Annotated in this window: 27 protein-coding genes and 1 pseudogene; 16 read left to right on the forward strand and 12 right to left on the reverse strand. The window is 62.2% G+C overall.

Annotation, left to right across the window (positions count from 1 at the left end; translation table 11 throughout):
* A partial coding sequence (locus CQ14_RS46195; RefSeq protein ID WP_245320343.1) for a transporter occupies positions 1-613 on the reverse strand: 613 nt, incomplete at its 3' end.
* A gap of 388 nt (positions 614-1,001) precedes the next feature.
* Positions 1,002-2,459: a DUF1254 domain-containing protein gene (locus CQ14_RS13705; RefSeq protein WP_057858531.1), complete on the reverse strand. Its 1,458-nt coding sequence runs from the start codon at positions 2,457-2,459 to the stop codon at positions 1,002-1,004.
* Positions 2,460-2,947: 488 nt separating this feature from the next.
* Between CQ14_RS13705 and CQ14_RS13710 the strand changes: the two genes are divergently transcribed.
* Positions 2,948-3,286, forward strand: a complete 339-nt coding sequence (locus CQ14_RS13710; RefSeq protein ID WP_057858401.1) for a hypothetical protein — start codon at positions 2,948-2,950, stop codon at positions 3,284-3,286.
* A gap of 12 nt (positions 3,287-3,298) precedes the next feature.
* Here CQ14_RS13710 and CQ14_RS13715 read toward each other — a convergent pair whose 3' ends face one another.
* The 3 genes from CQ14_RS13715 to CQ14_RS13725 form a co-directional block, all read right to left on the reverse strand.
* Positions 3,299-3,832, reverse strand: a complete 534-nt coding sequence (locus tag CQ14_RS13715) for a cupin domain-containing protein (RefSeq protein WP_057858402.1) — start codon at positions 3,830-3,832, stop codon at positions 3,299-3,301.
* A gap of 149 nt (positions 3,833-3,981) precedes the next feature.
* Complete coding sequence (locus CQ14_RS13720; RefSeq protein WP_057858403.1) at positions 3,982-4,479, reverse strand: PaaI family thioesterase; 498 nt, start codon at positions 4,477-4,479, stop codon at positions 3,982-3,984.
* Positions 4,480-4,592: 113 nt separating this feature from the next.
* Positions 4,593-5,000 carry a tautomerase family protein gene (locus CQ14_RS13725; RefSeq protein ID WP_057858404.1) on the reverse strand — a complete coding sequence of 136 codons (408 nt, stop codon included), beginning with the start codon at positions 4,998-5,000 and terminating at the stop codon, positions 4,593-4,595.
* A 114-nt stretch (positions 5,001-5,114) separates the two neighbouring features.
* Between CQ14_RS13725 and CQ14_RS13730 the strand changes: the two genes are divergently transcribed.
* The gene (locus CQ14_RS13730) at positions 5,115-6,071 is read left to right on the forward strand and encodes an AraC family transcriptional regulator (RefSeq protein ID WP_057858405.1); all 957 of its coding nucleotides are present in this window, start codon (positions 5,115-5,117) and stop codon (positions 6,069-6,071) included.
* On the opposite strand, the gene carA is transcribed toward CQ14_RS13730, so the two are convergent.
* A complete protein-coding gene (carA, locus tag CQ14_RS13735; protein WP_057858406.1) occupies positions 6,028-7,218 on the reverse strand; it encodes a glutamine-hydrolyzing carbamoyl-phosphate synthase small subunit in 1,191 nt (396 codons plus the stop codon). The genes CQ14_RS13730 and carA overlap by 44 nt on opposite strands.
* Positions 7,219-7,524: 306 nt before the next feature.
* Between carA and CQ14_RS13740 the strand changes: the two genes are divergently transcribed.
* The 9 genes from CQ14_RS13740 (at position 7,525) to CQ14_RS13785 (ending at position 15,852) form a co-directional block, all read left to right on the forward strand.
* Positions 7,525-7,980, forward strand: coding sequence for a GatB/YqeY domain-containing protein (locus CQ14_RS13740; protein WP_057858407.1), 456 nt, complete (start codon positions 7,525-7,527; stop codon positions 7,978-7,980).
* A 145-nt stretch (positions 7,981-8,125) separates the two neighbouring features.
* On the forward strand, positions 8,126-8,551 hold the full coding sequence (locus CQ14_RS13745) for a hypothetical protein (protein WP_199805525.1): 426 nt from the start codon (positions 8,126-8,128) through the stop codon (positions 8,549-8,551).
* A gap of 874 nt (positions 8,552-9,425) precedes the next feature.
* Positions 9,426-10,043, forward strand: coding sequence for a GTP cyclohydrolase I FolE (gene folE / locus CQ14_RS13755; RefSeq protein WP_057858532.1), 618 nt, complete (start codon positions 9,426-9,428; stop codon positions 10,041-10,043).
* Between the two features lie 22 nt (positions 10,044-10,065).
* Positions 10,066-11,592 (forward strand): FAD-dependent oxidoreductase, encoded by a 1,527-nt coding sequence (locus CQ14_RS13760; protein ID WP_057858409.1) that lies wholly within the window; start codon positions 10,066-10,068, stop codon positions 11,590-11,592.
* A 330-nt stretch (positions 11,593-11,922) separates the two neighbouring features.
* Positions 11,923-13,533, forward strand: a complete 1,611-nt coding sequence (locus tag CQ14_RS13765) for an acyl-CoA synthetase (RefSeq protein WP_057858533.1) — start codon at positions 11,923-11,925, stop codon at positions 13,531-13,533.
* Between the two features lie 31 nt (positions 13,534-13,564).
* Positions 13,565-14,035 (forward strand): MarR family winged helix-turn-helix transcriptional regulator, encoded by a 471-nt coding sequence (locus tag CQ14_RS13770; protein WP_057858410.1) that lies wholly within the window; start codon positions 13,565-13,567, stop codon positions 14,033-14,035.
* 84 nt (positions 14,036-14,119) lie between these two features.
* Positions 14,120-14,488, forward strand: coding sequence for a Cif family virulence factor (locus CQ14_RS13775; protein WP_057858411.1), 369 nt, complete (start codon positions 14,120-14,122; stop codon positions 14,486-14,488).
* Between the two features lie 2 nt (positions 14,489-14,490).
* The gene (locus CQ14_RS13780) at positions 14,491-14,934 is read left to right on the forward strand and encodes a hypothetical protein (RefSeq protein WP_057858412.1); all 444 of its coding nucleotides are present in this window, start codon (positions 14,491-14,493) and stop codon (positions 14,932-14,934) included.
* 141 nt (positions 14,935-15,075) lie between these two features.
* Entirely contained in the window at positions 15,076-15,852 is a 777-nt protein-coding gene (locus tag CQ14_RS13785) for a DUF2189 domain-containing protein (protein WP_057858413.1), read from the forward strand.
* Positions 15,853-15,860: 8 nt separating this feature from the next.
* Here the strand turns inward: CQ14_RS13785 and CQ14_RS13790 are convergent, their stop codons facing one another.
* The 4 genes from CQ14_RS13790 to CQ14_RS13805 all read right to left on the reverse strand — a co-directional run bounded on the left by CQ14_RS13790 (position 15,861) and on the right by CQ14_RS13805 (position 19,701).
* Positions 15,861-18,089: an ATP-binding protein gene (locus tag CQ14_RS13790; RefSeq protein WP_057858414.1), complete on the reverse strand. Its 2,229-nt coding sequence runs from the start codon at positions 18,087-18,089 to the stop codon at positions 15,861-15,863.
* A gap of 295 nt (positions 18,090-18,384) precedes the next feature.
* Entirely contained in the window at positions 18,385-18,897 is a 513-nt protein-coding gene (locus CQ14_RS13795) for an SRPBCC family protein (RefSeq protein ID WP_057858534.1), read from the reverse strand.
* A gap of 26 nt (positions 18,898-18,923) precedes the next feature.
* Entirely contained in the window at positions 18,924-19,394 is a 471-nt protein-coding gene (locus CQ14_RS13800) for an SRPBCC family protein (protein WP_057858415.1), read from the reverse strand.
* Positions 19,387-19,701 (reverse strand): ArsR/SmtB family transcription factor, encoded by a 315-nt coding sequence (locus CQ14_RS13805; RefSeq protein WP_057858416.1) that lies wholly within the window; start codon positions 19,699-19,701, stop codon positions 19,387-19,389. The genes CQ14_RS13800 and CQ14_RS13805 overlap by 8 nt, the downstream gene beginning before the upstream one ends.
* Before the next feature lie 168 nt (positions 19,702-19,869).
* On the opposite strand from CQ14_RS13805, the pseudogene CQ14_RS47820 reads away from it, so the two are divergent.
* From CQ14_RS47820 to CQ14_RS13825, 4 genes and pseudogenes are all read left to right on the forward strand, one after another.
* Positions 19,870-21,266, forward strand: a pseudogene (locus CQ14_RS47820) (LVIVD repeat-containing protein); the annotation flags it as partial.
* Between the two features lie 12 nt (positions 21,267-21,278).
* Positions 21,279-21,821 (forward strand): hypothetical protein, encoded by a 543-nt coding sequence (locus tag CQ14_RS13815; protein WP_057858417.1) that lies wholly within the window; start codon positions 21,279-21,281, stop codon positions 21,819-21,821.
* Between the two features lie 273 nt (positions 21,822-22,094).
* Positions 22,095-22,712, forward strand: coding sequence for a LysE family translocator (locus CQ14_RS13820; protein WP_057858418.1), 618 nt, complete (start codon positions 22,095-22,097; stop codon positions 22,710-22,712).
* Positions 22,713-22,781: 69 nt separating this feature from the next.
* On the forward strand, positions 22,782-23,759 hold the full coding sequence (locus tag CQ14_RS13825) for a DUF3592 domain-containing protein (protein ID WP_057858419.1): 978 nt from the start codon (positions 22,782-22,784) through the stop codon (positions 23,757-23,759).
* 29 nt (positions 23,760-23,788) lie between these two features.
* On the opposite strand, the gene CQ14_RS42210 is transcribed toward CQ14_RS13825, so the two are convergent.
* Both CQ14_RS42210 and CQ14_RS13830 read right to left on the reverse strand, forming a co-directional pair.
* On the reverse strand, positions 23,789-24,010 hold the full coding sequence (locus tag CQ14_RS42210; RefSeq protein ID WP_245320333.1) for a DUF3551 domain-containing protein: 222 nt from the start codon (positions 24,008-24,010) through the stop codon (positions 23,789-23,791).
* Positions 24,011-24,837: 827 nt separating this feature from the next.
* The gene (locus CQ14_RS13830) at positions 24,838-25,635 is read right to left on the reverse strand and encodes an N-formylglutamate amidohydrolase (RefSeq protein WP_057858420.1); all 798 of its coding nucleotides are present in this window, start codon (positions 25,633-25,635) and stop codon (positions 24,838-24,840) included.
* A gap of 102 nt (positions 25,636-25,737) precedes the next feature.
* Here CQ14_RS13830 and CQ14_RS13835 point away from each other — a divergent pair, with 102 nt between their 5' ends.
* Complete coding sequence (locus CQ14_RS13835) at positions 25,738-26,658, forward strand: transglutaminase family protein (protein WP_057858421.1); 921 nt, start codon at positions 25,738-25,740, stop codon at positions 26,656-26,658.
* Position 26,659: the final 1 nt, after the last annotated feature.

Raw genomic sequence — 26,659 nt, forward strand, 5'->3', positions numbered from 1 at the left:
TTGGATCGAAATAGGTGTAGCCGCCGCCGGCGTCGATTACCCAATGTCCGAGCCCCATATTTGCAAGACGATCCGACTGATACGCCCCGACCGGGATGTCCCCGGTGATGTAGGTCATGTAGTTGTGCACACCGGCATTCCATTTGAGCTGGAACATCGGGAGCAGATCGCCAAATGCAATGATCGAGCTGTCGATGCTGTCGAAGCGCGAGAATGGGAATACTCCGCCGCCTGGTCCCGTCAGTGTCCCCACCAGCGATCCCGCCAGCGACGTGGAGTTGGCGCCGTAGGACGCTAACAGGCTAGCAGAGGCCTGGCCGCCCAGCACGGGTGTCGCAAAGGTGTAGGTCCCGGCAACAAGGCCAAGAGGCACATTCGCATGAACGTTCGCGTTCACGTTGACGTTCAGATTCGCGGGAATGCGACCGAGCGTGATCTCTCGTGCCCGCGCCACGTCGGCGCCGGCGGAAACCGAGGTGTGATAAAAAAACGAGGTCACCGACCAGCCCGGCGCCTGCGCGGGGACGGCGGCGAGGCTGCCAAAGAAGCCGGGTACCCAAAAGCTGACACCGCCTTCATCGGCGTGTGCCACGCCGGTAAGGGCGGACAGCATCGCAATCGACAGGCCGGCACCTGTATATTTGAGAAGGGCGTTGAGTCCTCGATCGGTTGGTTTGTACGCCATCTGCTCGCTCCCAATACTGGAGATCACAGTGATCAATTCGAGATTGACATAGATTGAATGTCTCGTCGTAGGCGATCGGCGTGGGAAAACCATGCAAGTCGAAAATCCGTCGCGGCTGTTGCGCCAATGCCNACGAGACAACGTCTGCTATGCACTTCAACGGGCATTGCGAGGGTGTCGAGGGNAGTTTGCACCACGAGGGACGACGCATGGAGCGCGGTGACGCTGCACAGGCCGCACCGCGCGGCAGGTTCATACCGACAGGTTCATACCGACAGGCTACGCCGGCGCTGAGGCGCCGGCATGCCGTCAACGTTCATTGCGCCGACAAGCCGACCGTTGTTTGCGACTTCGTGACCGGCGGCGGATTCCATTTGCCGGTCAGCGCGTCGGACTTCGGTGCGTACAGGCGCATCGTCAGATTGAATGGCCCTTTCGGCGCGGGAAGCCAGTTGGCTTCGAGCTCCTTGCCGGGGCTGGCGTTCTGGAAATAAAGGTCGAGCGAGCCGTCCGCATTGTATTTGAACGGCATCCAGCTGCTCACCGCAAAGCGGTTCAGCACGTTGCCGACCTGGAAGCCTTCCTGATCGTAGAGCGTGATCGACCAGAACGCGTTGACCGGCGGGGCTGCGCCTTTCTCGAAGGTGATGGTGTATTTGTTCGCGCCATCGAGCGGCTTGCCGGATTCGTCGGCGAGGTTGAGCGGATAGATGGCGTCCTCGGGCAGGTTAGCGCCGAGCCCGACCTGCGAGACGATCGCCCGCTTCAAATAGTAGTTGCCGTAGACGCCCATCGTGTCGGTGTTCATCGACCAGCCATTGGCGACGCGGGCCAGCGTCGGCACTTTCCAGGCCATCAGCTTCTGTCCGTCCTGTGGTGCGGTCTCCATGGCTCGCTGCACCACCGGATCGAGTTTGCCGATGTCAAAGCTCTTGCCGGGCTCGATACCGATTTTCTTCATCTGCGCGATGATCGGCTCGTCGGTGATATGAGGCGGGTGAAGCTTGAGCAACTCGGCGGCATTGGCGAAATACACGCCTGCCGTCATGCTGTCGACCTGCACCTTCGGCGGCGTCTTCATGTCGACGCTTGGGTCCGGCTTGAATTCAACCGACCTGGGCGTCTTGCCATATTCGGAAAGCAGGGCGATCTTGTAGCCGGCCTGGATTTTGCGGACCGCATCGTAGTCCGGCGGGCCATCGGTCTTGGTCCGGCCGATCACCCAGACGTAAGACGTTGGCGCTTCGATCCGTTGGGTGTCTTTCGGAAGCTTGAACTCCTCCGCAAACCTGTCGCGCAGGTCCGGCCGCCAGCCGGGCGGCGTGATCAGGAACGTGCCGGCCTTGGTGCCCGTCGTTCGCCAACCGGGAGAAGCAAACACGTCGGTCCACATATCGAGCATCGGCAGCAGATAATAGCGTCCATCTGTATCTGGCGCGGATATCACCACGGGCTCTTTCGACATGTCCAGCCATGCGCTGGAGTATAAAGTGTCGAAGTTCGAACGAACGACACCCCTGAAATCCGCGGGTGGATATTCGGGTACGTTGTTGAACATGTTCATCGGTCCCTTCCCCATTTCCTTGTCTGGACCGATGTTGGAAAATTGCTTTCGTGTGATTTCCATCGACAGCAGCGGATAGAAATAAACGTAGGCATCGACGGCGATGGCGTGCGCTTCCTGTTCGGTAATGGGCGCCGCCGTTTGCGCTAGTGCAACGGGCGCAGCGCACAGGCAAAGAGACAAAGTCAGGGGCAGGATTCGTCTAAACATGTCGAACCTCGTTTTCTGATATCGCTTGTTGCTTGAAATTTCGCATGGCTTGACGCTCAGGCATCTGGCGCGGTCAGTGCTGATGATCTGCATTGCTTTCGCAGAAGTGCAGCAGGGACGGAGGTGCCATGCTATCGGCAACAGAAAGCGCCGCAGCGAATGTTGATGTAAGTCAATGTCTTTGAGGAAGTGATGCCAGAACGCCTAAACCTCAAGGTGTTGAGCTACCGCTACGTGTGCGTGCTTGAACAGTCAGGAAGAGATGGCGAGTCGCGGTCAGGCCGAATGATCAGCCCTCGCGCCCGCTCTTTGCTAAAATGCGCATGAACGTCGCGCGCAAAAATGGCGTGCTGCTGCAAGATTCCGATAATCAATTTAAGCGAGCCTGGGCAGGATCGGCCCTATGTTTCCAAAGCAGCCGGCAATTGGAATGTGCGGCTTTGTAAATGCAACTTTAAAGAGCAATTTATAAAGTTTGGAATCAAGCGATGCAGAAAATTATCGATTTCCCTGATGTGGCATCGTCCGGCCGTGCTACCGGCCGGCCCGCTCTGCCGGTCGGCAACTTGCCAGGCTACCCATCACAGCCGCCGTCGATCGAGCCGATCTATGCGGTGGTCGATTCACTGTCGCGCACGCTGGAATCCATCAAGGCGATGTGCGCGACCACTCCGAACGGGCCGATCCGCGAGAAGCTGGAGATCGAGCGAACCAATCTCGTCATCGGGTTATTCGTCGCGCGGATTGCGTCGATGCGCGTTTCGTCAAATGACTCCGCGTCGGCTGTTTTGGCCGAGCCGGAATTCCCGCTCGCCAGGCGCGGATGACGGCGTCCCGTCTTATCGCGCGCCGCGCCTCCACAGCCTGACCAGCGGCCCGTCTGCGCCGCGCACCGGATCGGTCTTCGGCAGTTTCACCTCGGGGATCGTCTTCAACGCCTTGGCGTGGTTCTCCGGCGTCGGCCGCGTGATCTGCATCGGCGGTCCCGGCGGATAGGCGCCGACCACGCAGAAATCGGGGCTCGCGAACACACATTGATGCCCGGTGCCGGCGGGCAGGATGGCGACGTCGCCGGGCGTGATCTCGAGCTCCTGGCCGCTATTGCCGCCGAAGCGGACGCGCGCGCGGCCACGGGCGACGCCGAGCGCCTCGTGCACGGTGGCGTGGTAATGCACATAGTCATAGACGCCGTTGCGCCACATCGCGCCCCAGCCATTGGCGCCGAACAATCCCTCGATGGTCTTTTCCGGATGATCGTTCGCGACATCGATCGCGCCCTTGTAGACCAGGAATGGCAGCGGACTGTTGGGCACGAGGCCGTCATCGTCGAAGATGAAGGTGAGCGGCTCGATATCGGCGCTGACAACGGACATGGTTGTTCTCCGCTATTAAACCCTCATGGTGAGGAGGCGCATAGCGCCGAGCCACGAGGCCCCGCTGGTGCCATTCATCCTTCGAGACGCGGCTAACGCCGCTCCTCAGGATGAGGTCTGATACTACACTTCAATACATTATCCGCGTCTCACGTTCCCTTTGAAATCTCGAAAACCAGGCACGTCGTCGTCGCATGCGCGAGCAGCTTGCCATTGGCATCGGTGATGCGCGCTTCCGCCGTCGCGGCGCGGCGGCCGACATTGAGCGTCTTGCCCTCGGTGCGGACCGGGCCGGTATCCTTGCTCATGCCCTTGATGAAGGAAATCTTGAACTCCAGCGTGGTGTAGCCGTTGCCGGCGGGAAGCGCGGTTTGCACCGCAAGTCCCATCGCGGAATCCAAGAGGATCGCGGCATAGCCGCCATGCACCGAGCCGATTGGATTATAGTGCCGGAAGCCCGGCACGCTGTGAAACACGACATGGCCCTTCTCGGCGGTGGAATCGAACGGCTCGACATTCTGCATGATCGGCGGCGAGGGCAGCTTGCCCTCGAACATGGCGCGGACGAAGTCGAGGCCCGACATCGAAGCCATCACATGCGTCGGGGTCACGCCGTATTCGACGGTGGCGGTGGCTTTATCGTCCATGGCAATCCCTTTGTCCAATTATGATCATCATATTATGTGATATGAGGGAACGCCAGTGGGACAACTTGCTTGCATGGCCGGGCTTGACCCGGCCATGACCAATGCAGCGGCGTCTACGCTGCCGGACTGGCGCGGTCGTCGATCCCGCTGGCGTTGACGTTCCGCGCGAATGCCCACCAGTTCTCGGGTGCCACTTCGACGATACCGATTAAAATATCCTCCTGCCGAAGGCCGGGAGCATTGCCGAGATTCTTGACGACGAATTCGTAGAAGCTCACCTTCTGCTCGACGGGACGATGGTTGACCACGATTTGTAGGAAGATCGATTTGTCGCTGCGTTCGATCCCGAAGAACGTGCGATCTTGAATCATATGCTCGGGTGAATGTTCCCAAATCAGGATGAACCGATCATCGGCAGGAATTCGGAATGCGTCCATCATGGCTTGGTGGACTCCGTCCGCGATGGCGCGGCGATAGTCTGGTGTCGTGCCTTCACGAAGTGAGATGTTGACGAGGGGCATCGGTTTTCCTGCTCTGAATGTTGACGACCGTCTGACGATGCCGGGCCTTGCCTGGACTATCCATGTCGTAATATCCAATTAAATTGATAGATCGTCCAAACCGGAGCGTCGTCGATGACGGACGTGTTGACTGACCTGCTGGACACCATGCGGCTTGGGACGTTGGTCTACGGTCGTCTCGAGCTGGGAGCGCCATGGGGTTTCCAGCTTCCGGATCGCGGTGCCGCACACATTGTCGTTGTCGGCCGTGGAAGCGCTCGGCTGGAAGTGGATGGACGCCGGGCACCACTCAATCTTTCCGCGGGCGACGTCGTTTTCGTTCCCCGCGGCGGATCGCATATTCTGCGCGACTCCAAGGGAAGCGCGCTATTTGCATTCGGCGAGTCCGAATGCCGTAGTTTCCGCGATACCCGATCGGTCAAATTGAGCAGGGGCGGCCTGCAGACGGTGCTTGTTGTGTGTGCCTTCCAGTTTCGTGCCGCTCATAGCACGTTCTCCATGCAAAGGCTTGCGCGGTCAATTCATGTGCCCGCCACGCATGCAGCGCGGCCGCCATGGTTCGCTTCCACCGTTGAGCAATTCGTAGCGGAGAGTTCTTCGCAGGAGCCGGGAGCCATGGTGGTCATGAGTCGGCTGGCGGACGTCCTGCTGGTGCAGACGATCCGCTTCTATATTGCCGGCAACGAATGCGCGGCGCACGGCTTGCGTGCTCTTTCGGACCGGTCGATCGCAAGGGCGCTGGCGCTGATCCATGAACGACCGGCCGATGGTTGGACCGTCGAGAAACTGGCGCAGTCTGCCGGACTGTCCCGTTCCGGCTTTGCCGAACGCTTCCGCGCGCTGGTTGGCGATCCTCCGTTGGAGTATCTCGCCCGCTGGCGCATGACCAAGGCAGCCGAACTGCTTCGCGACAGTGATCTTGCAATGATCGACGTCGCCGAACGTGTCGGTTACCGAAGCGAAGCGTCGTTCCACCGGGCGTTCAAGCGTCTTGAAGGGGTGACGCCGGGGGCATTCCGACGCAGGTTTACCCGTGCTTCTTCTCCCGCATCAGGTCCGCGAACCGCTTGAACAAATAATGCGAGTCGCGCGGGCCGGGCGAGGCTTCCGGGTGGTACTGCACCGAGAATACCGGCTTGTCCTTGAGCTCGATGCCGCAATTGGAGCCGTCGAACAGCGAGATATGGGTCTGCGTGGCGCCCTCGGGCAGGGTGTCCTGATCCACCGCAAAGCCGTGGTTCATGGAGGTGATCTCCACCTTGCCCGTGGTCTCGTCCTTCACCGGATGATTGGCGCCGTGGTGGCCCTGATGCATCTTCTTGGTCTTGGCGCCGACGGCCAGTCCCAGCATCTGGTGGCCGAGGCAGATGCCGAAGGTCGGCGTGCCCGACGCGATCACCTCGCGGATCACGGGTACCGCATATTTGCCGGTGGCCGCCGGGTCGCCCGGGCCGTTCGACAGGAACACGCCGTCAGGCTTCATCGCCAGAATGTCTTCGGCCGATGTCGTCGCCGGCACCACCGTGACCTTGCAGCCTTCACCGGCCAAGAGCCGCAGAATGTTGCGCTTGATGCCGTAGTCGATCGCGACCACGTTGAATTCCGGCTTGGTCTGCTGGCCAAAACCCTGCTGCCAAGCCCACGGCGTCTCGTCCCAGGTGAAGCGCTGGCCCGAGGTGACCATGGGCACCAGGTCCATGCCTTCGAGGCCGGGCCATTCCCGCGCCTCTTCCTTCAGCCCGTGCAGGTCGAACGTGCCGCTCTTCGAATGCGCGATCACCGCGTTCGGCATGCCCTTGGAGCGGATCAGCGCGGTCAGCGCGCGGGTGTCGATGCCGGACAACCCGATGATGCCGCGGGCGCGCAGCCACTGATCGAGATGTTTGGTGGCGCGGTAGTTCGAGGGATCGGTAATCGCCGAGCGCAGGATCACGCCGCGCGCGCCGGGCGTTGCCGCCATGTTCACCGTCTCGATATCCTCGTCGTTGGTGCCGACATTGCCGATATGCGGGAAAGTGAAGGTGATGAGCTGGCCGGCATAGGAGGGATCGGTGAGGATCTCCTCATAGCCGGTCATCGCGGTGTTGAAGCAGACTTCGCCGACAGCGTGGCCTTCCGCGCCGAGGCCAAAACCCTCCAGCACGGTACCGTCGGCAAGCACGAGGAGCGCGGTCGGTTTGTGGTCCGGCCAAGCTGAGGAATTATCGGATGTTGTCATGAGCGCACTTCATAGTCGCAAGCGCCCCCGCGCGTCAAAGCCGGAAGGCAAGAAAACAGCGGGATTCACATGCGTTTGCTGCATATTTGACCGCCAGTTCCGTCGGTCCCGCAGCTTTTGGGCCAAATCCGCCTGAAACGGACCGCTTGGGCTTAACCAATTCGAGCCGATTCCGCTCGTTCCCGTCCCGCCGGCCGGCCCGCAGGCCACCCCCACAGTGGCGCGGCTCGCCCAGCCCCTATATAGACGCGGAATCATCAGATAGACCCAAGGCCCTTCCAGCGGCGCTATTTTCAGTGAGGCACCATGCTGCGCGACGACATCAACAATGCGGTCAAGGAGGCCATGAAGGCGAAGGAGGAGCGCAAGCTCTCCACCCTGCGCATGGTCAATTCGGCGATCAAGAACGCCGATATCGACGCGCGCGGGCAGGGAAAGCCGCCGCTCTCCGATGCCGACCTGCTCGGCCTCCTGCAGAAGATGATCAAGCAGCGCCAGGAATCGGTCGAGCTCTACGACAAGGGCGGCCGCGCCGAGCTCGCCGCGCAGGAGCGCGAGGAGATCGCGGTCATTTCCGCCTATCTGCCCAAGCAGATGTCGGACGACGAGGTGAAGGCCGCGATCTCGGCCGCCATCGCCGAGACGGGCGCCGCCGGCATGAAGGACATGGGCAAGGTGATCGGCGTGCTGCGCGCCAAGTTCGCCGGACAAATGGATTTCGGCAAGGCCAGCGGCATGGTGAAGGCGGCGCTGGCCGGATAGTTTTGGCCAGGGCATGTACTCAAAAATGGCCGGATGGGAGTCCGCTTTCCGGGGGCGCAGCAGACCGATTGTGCTCAACGTGAGCCCCTCGGATTTTGACCCAAAGCGGGAGTCGTGAAAGTTCGACGGCTAAAGCTCTCCCAATTTGGCTGATGTTTTCGCCATCTCTTTAAGGTTGAGACAATCAATTTACGCTATTTCCTCGCCTGTTGCCCTCAAGATGGCGATGGTTGATCAAGGAAAACGTCTAATGTTCCTCACGGCCTGTCTGATTATGTTGGTCTTGAGCGCCGTAGTGTCGTTTCGTCGATCCAGGCTTCTATCACGCAACTTTCAGGGGCGGCTCGCGGCGGTCTGGCCCTCTCTCTGCGCAGGCATTTGCGCGTTGGGGCTAATCGGATTTGATCGCATTCAAGACAAGCAAGAATTTGCCCCCTCCACCACGATCCATCTCATGATGCTCATTGGTGCTTTCGCTGTCGGTTGGTTTGCTGGCGTCTTTGCCGAACAATACGTTCAAGAGCAGGCTTCCCCGCGCGGAAATTCTGCACGGATTGTCGGGCCAGATTGAGGGCGCTGCGATCAATGCAAAGCTAAAAAGCGCATAGGACTAAGACAGCCGACAAGCTGCCATTACTCTGGCATCGTCCTGTTGATGTCTGGTGTGGCGCCCCTGGCGGACCCTATACGCCATCGTCGCCGAGGCCAGCTTTTACCCAAAGCAGTCGTCAAGTGGCAATGTCAATTGCTGGCATTCGACTTATGCGCCCGGAGTTAGGATAGCAGCAATGACAAAGGCTCGCGCGATTCTCGTATGAGTTTGAACCATCTGCCTCGTGTTCACAACCAAGGGGGAGCGCTATCATAGAAAGCCAATCGGGCAGAGATCATGTTCGACGTTGTGGTAAACCTCTTGGTCATTCTGTCTTTCGGCTTTCCCGCCATGCCATGGTTCTTTGGTGCGCGATGGGGGGCGAGAGGAGTTTGGCTCAGTTCAGGATTTGCCGTAGTCATCCTGCTATGTTTTTTTCCAATAGTGTTTTGGGTTGCATGCGGTGCCTGTGGGCAAGGCGTGCTAGCCATCTTCTTGCTGGGGCCGATCTGGCTTGCTTCGGCATTGCTTACGGTCGCTTCGGCGGCGTTCGCTTACTACAAATTTGCGCGTTAATTTCCGCAAGATAGCGAAGGTGCTGGGGGTAACGATACCGCCCACACTGGGCATCGCAGACGAAGTGATTGAGTAAAGCATCAGCGATGCCGGCTTTTGGGCCCGTAGCCGACCTTCCGGCATTTCTGCTTCTGAGCCACAACTGGGGCACAAGCGGACATCAAACGCCGGCCGACTTCTCTCAGTGCGCGCCCTGGTTTTTCTCGGGAACCTTTCCTCCGACGCGGCATCCAACCGGCACAAGCTCCGTTGGCAAGCGTCGTGGAAAGGCATCTCGATGAATCCGAATGTACAGGCACTTAATCGCGCAAGAGCATCGCTGTCAGATATCCAGAGGCCCGGTCGAGCCGAGGTCGAGGCGGCTGTTCGCACCATCATTCGGTGGACGGGTGAAGACCCTGACCGGGACGGCCTGCGCGAGACGCCGGCGCGGGTGACGCGCGCGTTCGAGGAGTTCTTCTCAGGCTACGGTCAGGACCCCGTCGAAATCCTGAGGAAGACCTTCGAAGAGATCGAAGGCTATGACGAGATGATCGTGCTGCGCGGCATCCGCTTCGAGAGCCATTGCGAGCACCATATGGCGCCGATCGTCGGCCAGGCCTGGGTGGCCTACATTCCGAATGGCCGCGTGGTCGGCATCAGCAAGCTGGCGCGCGTCGTCGACGTCTATGCCAGGCGTCTGCAGATCCAGGAAAAGATGACCGCGCAGATCGCCAACACCATCAATGACGTCCTGGAACCGCAAGGCGTCGGCGTCATTATCAAGGCGTCGCATCACTGCATGACGACGCGCGGCGTGCACAAGCCGGACTCCGATCTCGTGACCAGCCGCATGCTCGGCTGCTTTCGCGACAACGCGCTGACCCGTCAGGAATTTTTGGGAATGGCGACCTGACGCAACCCAAGCGGAGGACGACATGGCCGATCAGCAAGCTCCGCCCGCCGGTCCCGATCTGTCAAAGGGCATCCTGTTGTCCGAATTCGCGGGCGAGACCTTGCTTGGCTATGTCGGCGACGAAGAAGTCGTGCTGGTGCGGCGGGAAGCGGAGATTTTCGCGGTCGGCGCCCATTGCACCCATTATCACGGGCCGCTCGCGGAGGGCCTGGTGACCGGCGGGGGCATCCGTTGTCCCTGGCATCACGCCTGTTTCGACCTGCGCACTGGCGAAGCCACAAGGGCGCCGGCGCTCAGTCCGATCGCGGTCTGGAAGGTCGAGCAGCAAGACGGTCGCATCTTCGTTCGGGAGAAGCGTGAACAGCCCAAGCCGCAGGTGATTGGTATCACCGATGCGCCCGGCCGGATCGTTATCATAGGCGGTGGCGCGGCAGGCTTTGCCACAGCCGAGATGCTGCGGCGGCAGGAGTATCCCGGCAGCATCGTGATGCTGAGCCATGAGGCGGCAGCCCCGGTAGACCGGCCCAATTTGTCCAAGGATTATCTCGCCGGCAGCGCGCCGGAGGACTGGGTGCCGTTGCGGCCGGATGATTTCTACGCCGAAGCGAAGATCGACCTGCGCCTCAACACCGAGGTCACGGCCATCGACACCGACGCGCGCCATGTCGTCACATCAGGCGGGGAGACCATCCCCTACGACCGGTTGCTGCTGGCGACCGGCGCCGAGCCGGTGCGCCTGCCGATACCGGGCATGGATCAGCCCCATGTCCACGTGCTGCGCTCGCTCGTCGATTCCCGCGCGATCATTGCACTGGCCGACGGCGCGCGGCGTGCGGTCGTGATCGGCGCGAGCTTCATCGGGCTGGAAGCCGCGGCCTCGTTGCGCGCCAGAAATGTCGAGGTCCATGTCGTAGGCCTCGAGCAGCGGCCGATGGAGCGCGTGCTGGGGCCCGAATTGGGCGACTTCGTCCGCGCCCTTCATGAAGAGCACGGCGTCATCTTCCATCTCGGCGACACCGTAACCGCGATCGAGGGCAAGCGCGCCACGCTAAAGAGCGGCGGCGCGATCGAGGCCGATGTCGTGGTGGTCGGCGTCGGCGTGCGTCCGCGCCTTGAATTGGCCCAGAAGGCGGGGCTGGCGATCGACCGCGGCGTCACCGTCAATGCCTATCTGGAAACCAGCATCCCCGGCATCTACGCCGCGGGCGATATTGCGCGCTGGCCCGATCCGCATTCCCTTCAGACCATCCGCGTCGAGCATTGGGTGGTAGCCCAGCGTCAGGGCCAGACGGCCGCGCGAAACATGCTTGGGCAGCGCGAGCCGTTCCATGCGGTGCCGTTTTTCTGGAGCCAGCACTACGATGTGCCGATCAACTATGTCGGTCACGCCGAGAAATGGGACGAGATCACCGTCGACGGCGACATCTCCGGCAAGGATTGCCTGCTGCAGTACAAGAGCAATGGCCGCGTGCTGGCCGTCGCCTCGATCTATCGGGACATCGCAAGCCTCGAGGCAGAGCTGGCGATGGAGCGAGCGCGGGCGCCTTAACTCCAGTGCGTCATAAGCCCCTCATGGTGAGGAGCGCGAAGCGCGTCTCGAACCATGAGGCCCGCGGCCCATCCTTCGAGACGGCGCTTCGCGCCTCCTCAGGATGAGGGTTTGAACGGATGTAACGCAGCAAGTAAGATTAAGTCGCGGCTACAAAACGCCGCTCCACGTCATGCCCGGGCTTGTCCCGGGCATCCACGTCTCTAAAACTAGTAGCAAGAAAGACGTGGATGGCCGGGAGCGCAGACAAGTGTACGTAGTCTGCGCAAAAACAGACTACTATGCCCGGCCATGACGGAAGGAAAGACGGAAACGACCAAGGCCGCCACCATGCTTACCGAAGCCTCAACCTACGACGAGCTCTACCGCAACTTCCGCTGGGACGTCCCGGATCGCTTCAACATGGCGACGGCGTGTTGCGATCGACATGCTGACGGCAGCAACCGGCTGGCGCTGATTTATGTCGACGAGGACGGCGTCACCACGCGCACCTCGTTCGACGAGGTCGCGGAGATGTCGCGCCGGTTTGCCAACGTGTTGAAGGGCGACGGCCTCTCGCGCGGCGACCGCATCGCCGTGTTCCTGTCGCAATCCCTTGAATTGCCGATTGCGCATCTCGCGGCGTTCCGTTCCGGCATGATTTCGCTTCCGCTGTTCGCGCTGTTCGGTGAGGACGCGCTGGAATTCCGGCTGTCGAATTCCGGCGCACGGGCCATCATTACCGACGAAAGCGGATGGGAGAAGCTCTCGAAGATCCGCGACCGGCTGCCCTATCTTCAGGCTATCTATGTCACGACCAGCATCGCGCACGCTGGCGCCAAGCCGTTCTGGCCGGCGATCGAGGAGGCGGACGATGTATTCCCTACCGTTGATACCTCGGCGGACGATCCGGCTCTAATCATCTACACGTCAGGCACCACGGGGAATCCGAAAGGCGCATTGCATGCGCATCGCGTCGTGCTCGGCCATCTCCCCAATGTCGAGATGTGCCATAACTTCCTGCCGCGGCCGGGCGACCTGATGTGGACGCCGGCGGACTGGGCCTGGATCGGCGGGCTGATCAATTGCCTCTTTGCGTTCTGGTATCACGGCATTCCGCTCGTTGGCCATCGCGCGCGCAAATTCGAGCCGCAGGCGGCGATGACGATGATGGCCGAGCTTGGCATCCGCAACACCTTCCTGCCGCCGACCGCGCTGAAACTGATGCGGCAGGCCGGCGTGAAGAATCCCGGCCTGAACCTGCGCAGCATCTTCACCGGCGGTGAATCGCTTGGCGGCGAATTGCACGGCTGGGTGCGCGAAACCTTTGGCATCGACGCGCATGAAGTATTCGGCCAGACCGAATGCAATCTCGTGATCGGCAGTAATTCGAACCTGTTTCCGATCCGTCCCGGCTCGATGGGCAAGGCGACGCCGGGCTTCGACGTCCGCATCGTCAACGACAGGGGCGAGGAATTGCCGCGGGGCGCGCGCGGCATCATCGGCGTGCGCCAGCCGTGCCCCTGCACGATGATCGAGTACTGGAAGAACCCGGAAGCGACCGCGAAGAAATATGCCGGAGAGTTCCTGCTGACCGGCGATCTCGGCGTGCAGGATGAGGACGGCTATTTCTGGTACGTCAGCCGCGAGGACGACGTCATCACCACCGCCGGCTATCGCGTCGGCCCGGCAGAGATTGAGCATACCCTGATGAAGCATCCGGCAGTCGCGATGTCGGCGGTGGTCGGCATTCCCGATCCGATCCGCACCGAATCCATCAAGGCCTGGATCGTGCTGCGCCCCGGCTTTACGGCGAGCGACGCACTGGCGCGCGAGATCCAGGAGTTCGTAAAAGTTCAGCTGGCCGCCCACGAATACCCGCGCTTCGTGCAGTTTGCCGAGACGCTGCCGATGACGGCGACGGGGAAGGTGCTGCGGCGGGAACTGCGGGCGCTGGGTTAGGGCTCTTCGGTCAATTCGACGCGGTACAAAAATGCAAAAGAAAACGTCTCACGCCGCGGGCCTGCACCGCGCCTCGCTCAAGAAGCTCCATGATTTGGACGCTGCGCTGGAGCTCATGTATTACGGCTGGCGCGGCATGACGCTTTCGGCCGACGAGTATCTCGCCACGCTTGGCCTGTCGCGCCCGCATCACCGCATTCTCTATGTGGTTGCGCGGCAGCCAGACATCTCGATCGGGTCGCTGATCGAGATCCTCGGCATATCCAAGCAAGCCGTGAACCGGCCGCTTGGCCTGTTGCTGGAGCGTAAGCTGCTGATTTCGAAGCGATCGCCCGAGCAGCATCGCTCCAAATTGCTGCGGCTGACGGAAGCCGGTCAGCGCATCGAGCAGCGGGCATCTGGCTACGAGCGCAAGGTCCTGCGCGAGGCGTTTGATCGTGTCGGTCCGCCCGGCGCCGCTGCCTGGATGGCGGTCATGGGGGCCATTGCAGACAGCAACTGACCGCTTTTTCATGTCAACATAGTTGACGTTAGGATTGCCCCGTGTCATCTCTTCCTGGCAGTTGCACCGAGGGAGGGCGCGAGCATGAGCGAACAGATAATGGATCGCGCGGCGGCCGGACGCTTTGTCGAGGCGTGGTGCGTGAACTGGTGCAAGGTCGATATCGACGCCGTCGTTTCGCACTTTGCCGAAAACGCCGAGATGCGCAGCCCATTGGCGCTCAAATTGACGGAGTCCCCCGTCGTTGCAGGCGCCGAGAACATCCGTGCCTACTGGCAGAAGGCCTACGGCCACATCGAGAGCGCGGACCTGAAGATCCTGAACTGGAGCTGGGACGACACGATCGCGCGCCTGACGGTGTGGTGGCAGCTGGGCGACGCGCGCGCCAGCGAGTTCATGGACTTCGACGGTGCTGGCCGTGTGGTGCGCAGCGAGGCCTTCTACGGAAAGTAGCCATGCGATTTTCGGACATTGTTCTGCTTCTCAATACGCTCTGGTTCGGCGGCGCGTTCATCCAGTTCAGCATTGCCCAGGGCAATACGCTGAAGATACTGGTCCCTCGGGAGGAGCGCGGAAATCCGATCGCGCCGACCTTGTCGGCCAGCGTGGCGTTTCTGGGCGGGATGAATCTGCCGATCGGCCTCCTGTCGCTGTATCTCCTGTTGTTCCGGCCACCCTTCTTTCAGACGTATGACGCGCAGCTCGCGTTGTTCCTGTTTTTCTCTGCGTGTCACTTCAGCCAGTTCGCCTACAACCTTCCGGTCCTGATGCGCGGCGGACGGGTCGGGGTGGCGTATTGGCCCGTGTTGAAGGGGCCGATGCTCCGGATTTTCGTGATCGATGCGGCGCTGTTTGTCGCGAACCTCGTTGTGGCACTCCTGCTGCTGCCCCGTTCCTGACAAGCGTTGTTCGCGTTTCCAGCCGCCGAAGCGGTGAGGGCAGCCCTCGGGCGGCAATGCCGGCGCCCGAAGGTTTGACGAAGATCAATATGCGTCGGCGTGGATCGGCTCCAATACCTCCGATCATGGAGGAGGAGCACGATGTCGATCTCCGGCAAGGCCGATCCGGTGGTGCGGCCGATTACGGCGGCCGACATCGCGGAGGCGCTGAGCCAGGGCTTGCGGGATTTTCAGGCGATGCCGCTCTACGGGCTCGCCTTCGGCGCGTTTTATGCCGCCGGCGGGATCGCGATCCTGCTCTGCTTGACGGCGTTCGGCATGGTCTATCTGGTTTATCCGCTCGCCGCGGGCTTTGCGATGCTCGGCCCGTTCGTCGCCATCGGGCTCTACGAGGTGAGCCGGCGGCGCGAAGCCGGGCAGGCGGTTTCGTTCGGCGCGATCTGGGCCACGATAAGGTCACGCAGCGAGATCGGCTGGATGGCCTTCGTCACGCTGTTCGTGTTCGTGATCTGGATGTACCAGGTCCGGCTCTTGATCGCTCTGCTGCTCGGGCTCAACGCCTCGTTCGCCAGCCTGCGCGAATTCATTACGGTGGTGCTCACCACCAATGAGGGGCTGCTGTTCCTCGCCATCGGCAATGCGGTCGGCGCCGCGCTGTCGCTGATCCTGTTTTCGCTGACCGTGGTGTCGTTTCCGCTGCTGCTCGACCGCGACGTCGATTTCGTCACCGCGATGATCACGAGCGTCCGTGCGGTGGTGACGAGTCCGCTGCCGATGATCGGCTGGGCGGCGCTGATCGTGATCCTGCTCGCGGTTTCGGCGATGCCCTACTTCCTCGGCCTGTTGGTGACGCTGCCGGTGCTTGGCCACACCACCTGGCACCTCTACCGCCGGATCATCGCGCCGGTGGCGGCGTAGACCGGCGGTCAATTCGCCTTCAGGACCGCGCGCAGCATCGATGCCAGATCATGCCGGCGGTAGGGCTTGTTCAGGATCCGCACGTCGCGGCCGGCCCCGTCGATCGCCTCGGCGGGATGCTCGGTATGGCCGGAGGTGAGGAGAATCTTCAACTGAGGCCGCAGCCGGGCGGCTTGCTTCGCGAGCTCGGTCCCGAACATGCCGCCGGGCATCGCGACGTCCGTGAACAGGAGATGGATGTTCTCGGGGCCGCGCAGAATTTCGAGCGCCGCTGATGCGTTGGGCGTGACGATGACCCGATAGCCGAGCGCTCTCAATTCGCCTTCGACATAGCCGCGCACCATGTCGTCGTCCTCGACAACGAGAATGGTTTCGCTGCCAGTTGGGGTGGCCGGCTGATCGCTGGACGGCGCGGCGCTTGGCTGAGATGTTCCGACGCGGGGAAAGAAAAGCCTGACGGCGGTGCCATGTCCCGGTTCGGAACGGATCTGCATCGCTCCGCCGGATTGCTGGGCGAAGCCGTAGACCATGCTCAGGCCGAGGCCGGTGCCTTTGCCGACCTCCTTGGTGGTGAAAAACGGCTCGAAGGCGCGGCCGGCGACCTCGGCCGTCATGCCGGTGCCGGTATCGGTCACGGCGACCATGACATAGTCGCCGGGCCGCGCTTCGCCGTTGACGTCGACGTCGGTTTCACCGAGCGACGTATTCTTCACCTCGACCGTCAGCTTGCCTCCTGATGGCATGGCGTCCCGTGCATTCAGCACCAGGTTGAGCAGTGCCGAGGCCAGTTGGCCGGGATCGACGCTTGCCTGCCACAAGTCCTGATCGAGGTGGAATTCACATTCGACATGTTCGCCGAGCGTCCGGCGCAGCAATTGCTCCATGCCGAGAATTTTCTGGCCGATGTCGATGCGCTTCGGCATCAAGGGCTGCTTGCGCGCGAACGCGAGCAGGCTTCGGGTCAGATCCGAGCCACGCTCGGCGGCGGTCGCGATGCTCTCGGCGATGTTGCTCAGCTCCTTGTGCGGCGCCAGCCGTTCGGCGAGGTGCTCGGCATTGCCGAGAATCACAGTCAGCAGATTGTTGAAATCATGCGCCACGCCGCCGGTGAGCTGACCCATCGCCTCCATTTTCTGGGATTGGGTGAGCTTCTGGTTGAGCTCGTCAATGGCGGAGCGCTGACGCTCGAGCGATTCAGCGGTGCTGTTGAACTGTGTCATCAGCCCGCCGAGCTCGCCGCCCGGATGGGGTTGGGCAATTCGTGCGCTCAGGTCGCCCAGCCCGAGCTTCGTCGCCATCGCGGCCAAACGTCCGACCTGACGTCCGATGCTCATCGTCGCCAGAAGCCAGACGCCCGCGAGCAGCAGCAGCGAGGCCACCGCAAGGATCGCCAGGTCCTCGTAAAGCCGGCGGTTGGCCGCGGCCACCAGGCTGTCCTTGGGCCGCCCGACCATGATGTGAAGCCCGGCATCGCGTGCCGAGGGCGAGCGAGCCGCAGCCCAGACACGGGTTCGGCCCTCGCGCCCGGCCGCTTCATGGAATGGCTCGCGGTTCGGCGAGGCCGCAAACCGGAACAACTCCGCATTTGCAATCGATGCGCCGGCCGGCTCAGTCCAGTCCTTGCTGTCGGGCGCGACGAGAACCGTGCCCTTCCTGTCAACAAGCAGAATCTCGCTGTCGTCAGACAGGCGCCTGTCATGGTCCTCGGCGAATTTCTTCAGATTGAACGAGGCGAGCAGGATGAATTTCAATTCGCCGGTATCGGCGCGAACGGGATAGGCGATCTGCAGCACGGAGATTCCCGTCAGCCGGCCGAACACGGGCTCGAGCGTGACGATGCCGTGGGCTGTCAGCGCCTGCTTGAAATATTCGCGGTCTCTCAGATCCAGCGTCCGGTTGGTTCTAAGCGAGTCGCAGAACAGGCTGCCGTCCGGATTGATGGTCAGAATGCCGGTGTAGCGCGTGTATTCCTCGCGCACGGCGGACAGGAACGCCGAACAGGCCGCCTTGTCGCTGGTATGGAGATCGCGGGCGCGGGCGAGGCCGTAGTGAAGCTGGGCCGTGCCCTGAATTTTCTCGTCGAGATCGGCGAGAATGTCGTTGGCCGCGGCCGACAGGCCGGCCAGCGCCGCGTCGATATCGCTGGTGCGGTTCTGGATAAAGCGCAATCCCACAAGGATGGCCGGCACCAGCATCGCGGCAATAACAAGAATTAATAGCCGGGTACGCAGGCTCATCGGTGCGTGGTTCCGCGCTCAAATCAACGGTTTTGTTGTAAATTAGAGTGACGTCGGCCTCTACCCGCGAGGCAGCCATCTCATCTACTGATGCTGGAATATCCCCTAGACCGGCCTAAGTCCACTTGTGCGCGACGCTTCCAGCGCGTCGTTCCCGCTTTTTCATCCGTCATCACCCGCCTTGTGCGCAATTGCGCACTGGGGCGGGTGATCCAGTATNGCAGTGATGAATCGAGAAGTTCCGGCCCCGCTTTCGCGGGGATGACAGCGGTGGCTGTGTCGCGAAGGACGCCGCCTACGGCGTCCCGATCCCCATTTCCTTCAGCGCGGCCAGCATCCGTTCCGGCGGCTGCATCTTGATGGCCAGTGCGTTGCCGGTCTCCAGGAGGCTCTTCAGGCTGGACAGGATCGCGGGCCAGCCGGCACGGCCGCCGGACAGGATGTCGTCGCTGATGTCGCGGTCGTGCGACTGCAGCATCGTCAGCTTCACCGCGTCGCCGGCCTGCTCGATCTCGTAAGTGACGAGCGTCGGCCCGAGCTTCTCCACCAGCGCGGGCCAGTTCACGTTCCAGGTGACGGTCAGCTTTTTCGGCGGATCGCATTCGATCACCTCGCCGTCGATATGGACCGAGCCGTCGGGCGCGCGGGAGATGAAGGCGCCGCCTGGTTTCAGATCGGCCTCGATCGCAAAGCCGAAAAAATATTTGCGGCTGAACTCGGCCGTGGTCAGCGCTTCCCACACCTTCTCGGGCGTGGAGGCGATATAGATCGTGTAGACGATCGCCGGCTTGAACTGCTCGATCTTCATGTCGGGTCTGGTCCTTCGATAGATCTTCATGACCGGGTGAGTTCTTCCTTGCCGAGCGCCGCCCGCGGGATCGCAAGCGGCCTTCCGGTTTCAAGCATGCTCTTCAGGCCGGACAGGATCGCCGGCCATCCGGTCGAGATGGCGCCGATCAGCTTGCTGCCCTCGACGAAGCCTTCATGCGTCACCGTCAGCTTCACGAGATTGCCATAAGGCTCGATCGTGAAGGCGACCTTCGTCGCGGGCTCGCGCATGGTCTCGTACAGCTCATGCTTGAACGTGTAGGACAGTCGTCGCGGGCGATCGACTTCGAGGATCGTACCGGTATCGGTGGTCTTGCCGTCGGTGACCAGCGCAAAGGGCGAACCGACCTTCCAGTCCGACCTTACTTCAGTGCCAAACCAGTAGCTCTTGGAGAACTCGCTGGACGTCAGTGCCTCCCACAATTTCTCCGGCGTGGTCTCGATATAGGTGACGTAGACGAATTCCGGCTTACTCATCACGCTTCTCCAACTGCCGTTTCAACTCGCTGAGCGCGGCAAGTTTCCCGCGCTCGAATTTCTTGATCCAGCGTTCGCCGATCTGATGGATCGGGACGGGATTGATGTAGTGCAGCTTCTCGCGGCCATGCCGGAGCGTGGTGACGAGGTTGGCTGCTTCGAGAATGCCAAGATGCTTGGTCACGGCCTGCCGCGTCATGTCGAGGCCGTCGCAAAGCTCGTTCAGCGTCTGTCCGTTGTTGGCGTGAAGCCGATCCAGCAGCGAGCGCCGCGACGCGTCGGCGAGCGCTTTGAAGACTTCATCCATGCCGGAGATAATAGGCAACCAAAAGGTTGCATGTCAAGGGCGTGTGTTGGGCGCAGCCGAAGGCTGTGTTACGTTGCGCTCAGCCAACGCAGATTGGCCTTGAACAGTCAGGGGNTGGAACATGGGCGATCGCCTCAAACTCGCAGCCTGGTGCGCGATCTATTTCCNTCGCATGCTCGGCCGCTTGCGCGCAGCAACAGGTGATTGGCGCGCCACCCGAAGCTTCAAACATGAAGCTGGTGGGAACCAGCGACCTGCAGGCGCGCAGCAGCTACCAGCCGACCATCCACCATCAAGGCGACCGCTGGATCGCCTATATCGGCCATCACGGCGGCAGCGACGAGATTCCGGCGCCGGTCAATCCGCAGACCGGCAAGGCGGAGCCGAACGGCACCTCGATCGTCGACGTCACCAATCCCTCGCAGCCGAAATATCTCCGGCACCTGCCGGGACAGGAAGGCAAATATGAAGCGGGCGGCGCGCAGATGGTGCGGATCTGTGACGGCAAGGCGCTGCCGAAGGGCGATCGCAACGCGGTCTATATGCTCAGGACGTTCGGCGGCGAGGCGCATGAGATCTGGAACGTCGCCGATCCCGCCAATCCCGTGCTGATCACGCGGATCGCGGGCTTGAAGGACACGCACAAGAACTGGTGGGAGTGCGACACCGGCATTGCCTTCCTGGTGTCGGGCGCGCCGGACTGGCGAACCCGCCGCATGACGCAGGTCTATGATCTGTCCGATCCGGCGCATCCGCAAAAAATCCGCGATTTCGGCCTTCCCGGCCAGGAGCCCGGCTCGACCGGCGCGGTGCCGACCGAACTGCATGGGCCGATCTCGACGGGGCCATCCGGCAACCGGGTCTATTTCGGCTACGGGACCAACAAGGGCGGCATTCTGCAGATCGTCGATCGCGACAAACTGCTCAACGGTCCGAAGGAGCCGACCGCGGACAATCTGCGGCTCCCGGAAATTGCGCGGCTGCCGATGTCGGCCTTCAACGGCGCGCACACGACCTTTCCGATGTTGGGCATGCCGATTGCGGAATTCGCGCGCGACAAGGACGGCAAGACCCGCGACATCGTCATGATCGTCGATGAGGCGATCCTCAACGAATGCAACGAGCCGCGGCAGATGGTGTGGTTCGCCGACGTTACCGTCGAAAACCGTCCCATGATGATCTCGAGCTACACTGTGCCGGAAGCGAGCGGCACGTTCTGCGAGCGGGGCGGGCGGTTCGGCGCGCATTCCTCCAACGAGAGCATGGCGCCGGTGTTCTACAAGAAGATGGCGTTCATCGCCTTCTTCAATGCCGGCGTCCGCGCGCTCGATATTCGCGATCCCTTTCATCCCGTCGAGGTCGGCTATTTCATTCCGGCGATCACGGCGGCGACCGACAAGCGCTGCGTCAAGATCGACGACAAGAACCGCTGCAAGGTCGCGATCCAGACCAATAACGTCGAAACCGACGAGCGCGGCTATGTCTACATCGTCGACCGCGCCAATACCGGCCTGCACATTCTGGAACTGACCGGCCCGGCGCGCGCCGTCGCCGGCCTGCCGTAGGGTGCGCCGACGATGCGCCGCTGGCCGCTCATTGCGTTCGGCATCACGCTGCTTGGCGCGCTGTCGGGCGCGGCGGCCTACCAGCAAGCAGGACCGCGCCAGGGCGAACAGAGAACATGGCGAGAAATCGCCTGGCCGTTCCCGCGCGATGGCTGGCCTGCCGGCAAGGCGTTTCGCTGCGATGGATGCGGCAGCGATGTCGCGATCTCTGTGCGGCCGAAGATCGGTTTCTGCAATTGCGACCGTGGCGTCGCCGACGACGATGAGGTCGATCGTGTCGCCGATGTCGATTTGATGAGCGAGCATTTCGTGCCGCTCGCGCCGGGTGAAGTCGTCCGGGTAGCCGATATGGTCGGGCGGATCAGGACGTACGAGTTGCCGCCGGCTGCCGGCGCAAGACATGCGGTAGGTATTGCCGTTTCGCGCCGCTGCGATCTACTCGTTGCGGTCGCGCACGGTAATGGCGACGCATCGGAGATACGGCGCGCCGCGCTGGCGTTCTTGGCGACCAGTGAAATGACGCGTTGGACGATGGCCGCGATGGACGGACGGTGACGCGTGCTTCTTAACCTCGCCCCGCCTGCGGGGAGAGGTCGGATCGCATCGAAGATGCGATCCGGGTGAAGGGGTACAGGTCCTTCGGCGAACACCGCCTCGTGGAGAGAGCCCCTCACCCCGACCCTCTCAGAGCAAGCTTCGCTTGTCCTCAGAGCAAGCTTCGCTTGTCTCGACCCCGTGAAGGACGGGGAGTGGGAGGTAGAGCGTGGCTTCCATCCGCGGCCTCCACATGCATAATGTCCTAACCGCCCTCACAGCCGGAACCTCCACATGTCCCTTCAGGTCTATCTCGCCTTTGTCGCCGCCTGCATCGCGCTCGCGCTGTTGCCGGGTCCTGTCGTCACGCTGTTGATCGCGAACGGTTTGCGATACGGGACGAAGGCGGCGATGATCAATTGCGCCGGGGTGCAGACCGCGATGGCGATCGTGATCGGCACCGTCGCGATCGGTCTGACCTCGCTGATGGCGACCATGGGCTACTGGTTCGACTGGGTGCGTTTCGCCGGCGCGGCCTACCTGATCTGGCTCGGCATCAAGCTGATCCGCGAGCCGGTGGAGGGCGTCAACGCCGACGAGCCGCCGCCACCGCCGCGCGGCGGCTTCTTCCTGCAGGGCTTTGTGGTGCTGCTCTCCAACCCGAAGGTGCTGATCTTCTTCGGCGCGTTCATTCCGCAATTCATGGACATGGAGAAGCCGCATCTGCCGCAGGTGGCACTGCTCGGCATCACCTTCATGGTGATCGCCGCCTCGACGGATGCGATCTATGCGCTGCTCGCCGGCCGTGCGCGAAAGTTCTTCTCCAAGCAGCGGACGCGGCTGGTCTCACGTGTCTCCGGCGGCGTCATGATCGGCGGCGGCATCTGGCTGGCGCTGACAAGGGCGCGGTAGGCCGCACGCGTTGAACCCAAGGCGGCGGCATCGCGTATAATCGCAAGGCCGCCTCTGGGGGAACAAGCCGTGCTGCCCGACCTGCCCTGGTTCGTCTATCTGATACTGCTGGGCCCGCTCGGGCTGCTGCTCGGCGCCGCCGTCTACAAAACGCTGGAGGTGCGCGCCGCGCGCGAATGGCCGTCCACCGCCGGCAACGTGGTGGTCTCGGCAGCCGAACTGCGCGAGGTCAAGGTCATCGACAGCGAGCGCGAAGACGGCTTCCGCATGGAGCAGCGCAACTTCGCCAATGTGGTTTACGAATATTCCGTGGCCGGCAAGAAGCTGCGCAACAACCGCGTCAGCATCGGCGAGGACCGCGGCGATTTCGAGATCGCCGAAACGCTTGCGAAATATCCGGCCGGCGCCATCGTCACCGTCTACTACAACCCGCGGCATCCGAACCAGGCGGTGCTGGAGCGTGACCTGCCGAAGGGCCTGTGGGGTTGTCTCGGCATCGGCACCGCCATCGTGCTGGCGATCGTGTTCGGCTCGGCGATCGGGCTGCACAAGATCACCGAATATGTCTCGACGCAGATTCCTGCCTCCGGCAATCCGGCGGCGGCCGTCGCCTTCGCCACCTTCGGTACGGCGGTGGCGCTGTTCGCGCTCATGCTGCACCGGCAGGCATCGCTGGCGATGAAATGGCCCGTCGTGACGGGCACGATAAAACTGTCCGACATCGAGCAATATCGCGCCGCGCCGACGGACGGACGCTCGCGCGGCCAGACCATGTATCAGCGCCGGGTGTCCTATACCTACAAGTACAACGATCTCACCTACACCAACACGCATGCGACGCTCGCAAGCAGCGTCGCGTCCACCTCGAGCTGGCTGGTGCGCAAATCGACGACCGATTACAGGAACGGCGCCAGCGTGAAGGTATGGGTCAACCCCGGCAATCCGGCGCAGGCCACCCTCGAGCCGCGCGCGCATTTTGTGTGGGTGCTATGGCTTGCCGCCGCGGCGATCTGGGGCGTTGCGTATTACGCCGCGGTGCATGGCTGACCTGACCGGCCGCGCTCGCTTCGAGCGCATCAGCGACGCCGCTTCCCGTAGTACGGGTTGGTAATGCATTGCGCCGAGCGGCCGGATGCGACCGCCTTGCACTGCGCCATCGACCCAAAGCGGCATGAAATGCTGCCTTGAGGCCCGTACGACTGCAGGCAAACCGGGTAAGCCGGATCATACATCTGGGCTCGCGCCGGCAGCGCCGTCAGACCCAGAACCAGCACGACTGAAATGGTCAATGCGCGCACCTTAACTCTCCCTTGTGTGCGTGAGGGGCGCCAGCGGAGCGATCTGCGCATGGCGAGAGCTTATCGGACAAACCGCGCTAAAGCGTGATGACTTTTCTTCGAATCGTCATCTCGCTTTATCTTTTTGTTTGAGCATGATCTCNAGCGCAAACGCGTTCGCGTTTGTCGCGAGGGAAAACCGCTAAGCACTTTTCCGCAGGATCATGCTCTGGCGCCCAGATTTTCGATTAGGGCAACGCTGCTGTTTGATCTAGATCAACCACAGGTGGCTCATGCATGCAATTACACGCTGACGATCGGTAAGGTGGAATGACCGAATACTGCACGTTGGATCAATAGCGAACGCTGTCCATTTCGCGCTTCGATGCGATTGCGACCGCAGCTTGCCGGCACCCACCCGCCAAGCGTGCTTGTGCGCCGACGAGACCCCGGGGGCTCACCCCTCAAACGGCCAAGGCGGTCTTGCCGACAGGTCGCATTTGTGTGGGCAAAAAAGGGGCATCCCTTGGAGACGATACATCCGGACTGTCCGAGATGCGGACGGAAAATGATCCTGGTCACAACGCGCGACGGCAAGAGCCCCGCGGTCTTGCAATGTCCGACATGCGACCGTCCCGACCCGCTGGAATCCGAAAGCCTCAAGAGCTGGATCAGCTCGCTTCGGCCGCCTGCGTAGCCCGCAGCTCGCCGCTGCATTCCGTATCACGCCTCGGTGCATGGCCAAAGCTGCTGAGATGAGTAGCGCCGGCTTGCCGGCACGGGCAGCGCGCTGCCTTCCCGCAAGGGAGGGACGCATCCATCCGCGGCGAGCCTCGCGCCGACCAAATTCAAATCAGCCGCTGCGCCCGCAACACCACTTCGGCCTCGCCCAGGATCCGCGCCAGCCGGTCCGCCCAGGCCGTCTCGCCGGCTACATCGCTGATCAGATCCTGCCGGATCTCGATCCCCGTGTTCATCAGCCCGCGCGCCTCGCCGTGGACGGGGATCGTGTAGTCGGTCTCGTCGCTGACCGCATAGGGCTCGTTGTCGCCGACCACGAGATCGCCCTCGGCGCGCAGCAGCTTTAACAAAAGCGGCGGCAGATGCGTGTCGCGGTGGTAGAGCGTGCCGATATGCCAGGGCCGCGCGATCCCGGCATAGACGGGAGTAAAGCTGTGCAGTGATACCAGCACCGTCGGCAGGCCTGCGCTGCCGCGCTGGTCGATGATCTCGCCGATGCGGCGATGGTAGGGATCGAAGATCTGCGCGCGCCGGATCGCGGCGGCCTCGCGCGAAAGACCTTCATTGCCGGGTATCGTGGTCGCCTCGCTGATGCGCGGGATCGAGCTTGCGACATGGGGCGGGCGGTTGCAGTCGATCACCAGCCGCGAGTAGCGCTGCACGATCAGATGCGCATCGAGATGCGCCGACAGCGCTTCCGCGACGCCGGCAATGCCGATATCCCAGGCGATATGGCGCGTCAGTTCGCTCTCGCTCACGCCGAGATCGCCGAGCAGGCGCGGAATCAGCCTGCCGTAATGGTCACATGTGAGCAGAAACGGCGAGCGGCCCGCCGCATTATATTCATGGACCGGAGGAACATCCTCGGCGCTGAGGAGTAGGGCTGTGCTTGCGGAGTCGTTCAAATCACTTTCCTTACGCCGGTGCCTATCGAAGCGGCAGCCCGATCTACAATTGAGCAGGATTCGGCCTAGATGAGACCTACCAGAATCGACGATTGTTTGACGATGCCGCTCCTGACCATCAATCACAAGACCGTTTATCGCTATACGCGCCCGGTCGCGTTCGGCGAACACCGCATCATGCTGCAGCCCTTGCCGGGGCATGACCTGCGCATCCGCGCCAGCCAGCTCGAGATCGAACCGAAGCCGATGCAGCTCCGCTGGATCCACGACGTGTTCGGCAACAGCGTGGCGATCGCGACCTTCGATGAACGCGCCGACACGCTGTCGTTCACGGCGACCGCGACCGTCGAGCACAGTCCGGCGGAAGAGTTCGCGCTGACGCCGGACGATCCGGCCTATTTCTATCCGTTCCTCTACGACGACGAGGAATTTCCGGACCTGTCGCAGTTCGTCACGCCGCAATATGGCGATCCCAACGGGGAGCTGTCGGCCTGGGCGCGACAATTTCTCGACGCCGAGGCGCCGACGCCGACGTTCAAGATCCTCAGCGGCATGACGCACGGCATCCGCAAGGCCTTCGCCTATCGCAAGCGCCATGAGCAGGGCACCCAGCATCCGCTCGATACGCTGCAGACCGGCTCGGGCACCTGCCGCGACTATGCGCTGTTCATGATCGAGGCGCTGCGCCGGCTCGGCATCGCCGCGCGTTTCGTCTCCGGCTACATCTTCATTCCCGGCGACGGCGCGCATGGTTATGTCGGCGGCGGTTCGACCCATGCCTGGGTGCAAGTCTACCTGCCGAGCGCGGGCTGGATCGAGTTCGATCCGACCAACGGCATCGTCGGTACCCGCGATCTCATCCGCGTCGCGGTGGCCCGCGATCCGCGCCAGGCGATCCCGCTGCACGGGACGTATTTGGGCTCAGCGGATGCATTCGCCGGCATGGAGGTCGATATCAGCGTCGTCGCGGCCGGCGAAGAAGTGGAAGTACGGGACGAGGCCCAGCAGACGGAAGAGGTCTGAT

The organism is Bradyrhizobium lablabi (genome assembly GCF_001440475.1).
In the GTDB taxonomy this organism is placed as follows: Bacteria; Pseudomonadota; Alphaproteobacteria; order Rhizobiales; family Xanthobacteraceae; genus Bradyrhizobium; species Bradyrhizobium lablabi.